Genomic DNA, 3,865 nt, shown 5'->3' on the forward strand with positions numbered 1-3,865 from the left:
AGGCTGCCCTCAGCTTCAACCGCCCTGCTGCGACAGGGCAGCGGTGGCGTCCTTTCACCGCCACTCGAACAACGTGCGCTTCACGGCGCACTACCTGCGCTCCACAGGCTGTCACCGCCAGTCCGGCGGCCTTGATGTTGATGGCGGCGTTGTGGTCCCGGTCATGGACCGTGCCGCAGGATGCGCAGGTCCATTCCCGCACCTGCAGGGGCTTGGGCCCGTCACGGTGGCCGCAGGCGGAGCACACCTGGCTGGTGGGCTCGAACCGGCCGATCTTCACGAGGACCCGCCCGTACCGGGCGGCTTTGTACTCCAGCATGTGCACGAACTGCGACCAGCCCGCGTCGTGGATGCTCTTGGCCAGTCTGGTGCGTGCCAGGCCGCCCATCGCCAGGTCCTCCACGGCGACCGTTTGGTTTTCACGGATCAGCCGGGTGGAGAGCTGGTGGTGGAACTCACGGCGGGCGTCGGCCACCCGCGCATGCGCGCGGGCCACCTTGACACGGGCCTTGGCCCGGTTTCCGGATCCCTTGTGTTTGCGGGACAGCTCCCGCTGGGCCTTCTTCAGTTTCTTCTCCGCGCGGCGCAAAAACCGCGGGGAGTCGATCTTCGTGCCGTCGGAGAGAACCGCGAAGTGTGTGAGGCCGAGGTCGATGCCCACCGCCCGGTCGCTCGCGGGCATCCGTTTCGCGTCGGCGGCCGGATCGGTGTCGATGACGAAAGACGCGACATACCTGCCCGCCGAGTCCTTGATCACGGTGACGCTGGACGGCACAGCGGGCAGGGACCGCGACCACCTGACCCGCACCTCGCCGATCTTCGACAGGCTCAGCCGGCCGGTCTCGGTGATCTTCCAGCGGGCGCGGCGCCCCGATTGAGGACCTCTTCCTGGGCTTGGTCCAGGTCCTTTACCCCCAGTCGAGGTGGAACTGCTGAGGGCGAGCGGGATCCGGCCACCCCGGCGGCTGATGATCTTCCACCCTCTGGAAGGCCAGCACGAACCCACCGTCGGTGTGGAGCGTTGCCCAGCCGTCGCCAAGCGGCCACCGCGGCCCGATGTCCCAGAACGGATGCGGAGCCGTCGGCTCGTCCACGATGAGCCGACGCGGCAGTCCTTGTCCCGGCGACGAGGCCGAACCAGCTCGGCCGGGCAGAGAGAAGAAGGTCTCGCCGCCGCGGATACGGCCCGGGATGCCCGGGGTGTGCAGAAACCAGGCCACCAAGGCCGCCGCGAAGCCACGTCGGCGGAGAGGACCGACGCATTCGTCGCGCACAGCACTTTGGGCACACCCGGCCCACTGCGGCGGGGATCAGCTCGCAGATCCGCCTTCGACGAGCCGTCTCAGGGAGGGAAGCAGTACATCAAGGTCCCGCGTGGTGCGGAAGGCGACAATCGTGGTGCCGGTGTCAGTGGTGCCTTCCTGTGATGAGGGCACCGGGAAAAGCGCGAGGACCTCATGCATCGCCTCGTCCACCTCCGCCACCGGATCGGAGGACTCGCCCCGGAGCCAGCGGCGCAGCACGTGGTTGTGAGCCGCGACCACGGACGCAGCCATGAGCTCGGCCCTCAGTGAAGCCGATGCCGTCGGGTCTCCCATCCACTCCGCGATGAACTCGCGGAACAGTCGCTGATAACGCGCCACACTGGCGATCTCACGGTCACGCAGGGCCGGCACCTTGCTGGTGAGCCCATAGCGCCGACGAGCGAGGTCGCCTTCGTCGATGTAGTGCAGCAGGACCAGGCGCACCGCATCCGACACTGCGACCAGGGCGGTGCTGTGGCTGGAGGTGGCCAGCCGGTCCTTGATCTGCTCGAGCAGCCGGTCGTGGTCGGGGAAGATCACTGCTTCCTTGGACCGGTAGTGCCGGAAGAACGTCGTACGTCCTACTCCGGCCCTTTCTGCGATGTCGTCGACGGTCGTCTGCTCGTATCCGCGCTCGTCGAAGAGCGCGAAGGCGGCGTCCGTCAGTCGGATGCGCGCGGATGACTTGCTCATGACGGCTCATCCTTCCCTGTCCGGGTACCCGAGACCACTTGCCCACTGTGATGGTACTGAGTACCGTTCAAGAGAGATTCAGTACCAGAGGAGGTTGGGGCGTGGGTTCCCTTGCGCAGAGCGAGTCCGGATTGCCCATCCAGTCGCTCTACGACGGCTGGTCACTGACGGAGTTCGACGCGGACGCCAAGCTGGGCGCCCCGGGGAAATTCCCGTTCACACGGGGCGTGTATCCGTCGATGTACACCGGCCGGCCCTGGACGATGCGGCAGTACGCCGGGTTCGGCACGGCCAAGGAGTCCAACGAGCGCTACCACGAACTGGTCGGCGCGGGTACCGGCGGCCTGAGCGTGGCCTTCGACCTGCCGACACAGATGGGCTACGACTCCGACGAGGCCATCGCCCACGGCGAGGTGGGCAAGGTCGGCGTGGCGATCGACTCCATCGAGGACATGCGGACGCTCTTCCAGGGCCTGCCGCTGGGCAAGGTGTCGACATCAATGACGATCAACGCCCCCGCGGCGACGCTGCTCCTGCTGTACCAGCTGGTGGCGACCGAACAGGGCGTCTCCGGTGACCAGTTGACCGGCACGATCCAGAACGACGTGCTCAAGGAGTACATCGCCCGCGGCACATACATCTTCCCGCCGCAGCAATCCCTGCGGCTGATCAGCAACATCTTCGCCTACTGCCACCGGGAGTTGCCGCGCTGGAACACCATCTCCATCTCCGGCTACCACATGGCGGAGGCCGGGGCCACGCCGGCGCAGGAGATCGCGTTCACCCTCGCCAACGCCAAGGAATACGTGCGCGCCGCGATCGCCGCGGGCCTGGACGTGGACGACTTCGCGCCTCGCCTGTCGTTCTTCTTCGTCGCCCGCACCACGCTCCTGGAGGAGATCGCGAAGTTCCGCGCCGCCCGCCGGATCTGGGCACGCATCATGCGCGACGAATTCAAGGCCGAGAACCCCAAATCGCAGATGCTGCGCTTCCACACCCAGACCGCCGGTGTGCAGTTGACGGCACAGCAGCCGGAGGTCAACCTCGTCCGGGTTGCCCTGCAGGGCCTGGGCGCGGTCCTGGGCGGGACGCAGTCGCTGCACACCAACTCCTACGACGAGGCCATCGCCCTGCCCACCCAGAAGGCGGCGCGACTGGCCCTGCGCACCCAGCAGGTCATCGCCTACGAGACCGACGTGACCAAGACCGTCGACCCCTTTGCCGGGTCCTATGTCATGGAGTCGATGACCGACGATGTGGAAGGGGCGGTCCTGGAACTGATCCAGTCGGTCGAGGACCATGGCGGCGCGGTGGCGGCGATCGAGCAGGGCTTCCAGAAGTCGGAGATCGAGAAGTCCGCGTACCGGACCGCGCTGGAGATCGACAACCGGGAGCGGACCGTGGTGGGGGTCAACAAGTACGTCCTCGATGAGGAGGAGCCGTACGAGCCGCTGCGCGTCGACCCACAGATCGAGCTCGACCAGCGTGAACGCCTCGCCGCCCTGCGCGAGGAACGCGACAACGACGCCGTCTCACGCGCCCTCGACGCCCTGCGCATCGCCGCCGAGGGCACCGACAACGTGCTGCCCCCGATGCGTGAGGCCCTGCGGCTGCGCGCCACGGCAGGCGAGGTCTCCCACGCGCTGCGCGACGTCTGGGGCGTGTACGTCCCCCACGACACCTTCTGAACCGACGAGCCCCGGGGTGGAGCAGCCAGTGAACGACATCGACATACGTACGACCGCGGGCAAGATCGCGGATCTGCAGCGCCGTGTCCTGGCGGCGACGCACGCCGGCTCCGAGCGCGCCGTGGAGAAGCAGCACGCCAAGGGGAAGCTGACGGCCCGTGAGCGGATCGAACTGCTTCT

The 3,865-nt window shown here is 67.4% G+C and carries 2 protein-coding genes and 2 pseudogenes; 2 read left to right on the forward strand and 2 right to left on the reverse strand.

All coding sequences use genetic code 11. The annotated features are described in order from the left end of the window. Positions 1 to 862, reverse strand: a pseudogene (locus ACFY4A_RS42370) (RNA-guided endonuclease InsQ/TnpB family protein); the annotation flags it as partial. Between the two features lie 448 nt (positions 863 to 1,310). After that, on the reverse strand, positions 1,311 to 1,997 hold the full coding sequence (locus ACFY4A_RS42375) for a TetR/AcrR family transcriptional regulator (RefSeq protein ID WP_390834642.1): 687 nt from the start codon (positions 1,995 to 1,997) through the stop codon (positions 1,311 to 1,313). A gap of 50 nt (positions 1,998 to 2,047) precedes the next feature. Here ACFY4A_RS42375 and ACFY4A_RS42380 point away from each other — a divergent pair, with 50 nt between their 5' ends. Together ACFY4A_RS42380 and ACFY4A_RS42385 are read left to right on the forward strand one after the other, a co-directional pair. Then, positions 2,048 to 3,685: a methylmalonyl-CoA mutase gene (locus tag ACFY4A_RS42380; RefSeq protein ID WP_390834643.1), complete on the forward strand. Its 1,638-nt coding sequence runs from the start codon at positions 2,048 to 2,050 to the stop codon at positions 3,683 to 3,685. 16 nt (positions 3,686 to 3,701) lie between these two features. After that, positions 3,702 to 3,865, forward strand: a pseudogene (locus ACFY4A_RS42385) (methylmalonyl-CoA carboxyltransferase); the annotation flags it as partial.

Origin of the sequence: Streptomyces sp. NPDC001292, from assembly GCF_042896465.1 — a bacterium.
Taxonomy (GTDB): Bacteria; Actinomycetota; Actinomycetes; order Streptomycetales; family Streptomycetaceae; genus Streptomyces.

Bases quoted from the DNA above. Each gene is read 5' to 3' on its own strand.
- ACFY4A_RS42380 (WP_390834643.1), top strand. From the start codon at position 2,048: ATGGTACTGAGTACCGTTCAAGAGAGATTCAGTACCAGAGGAGGTTGG.
- ACFY4A_RS42375 (WP_390834642.1), bottom strand. From the start codon at position 1,997: ATGAGCAAGTCATCCGCGCGCATCCGACTGACGGACGCCGCCTTCGCG.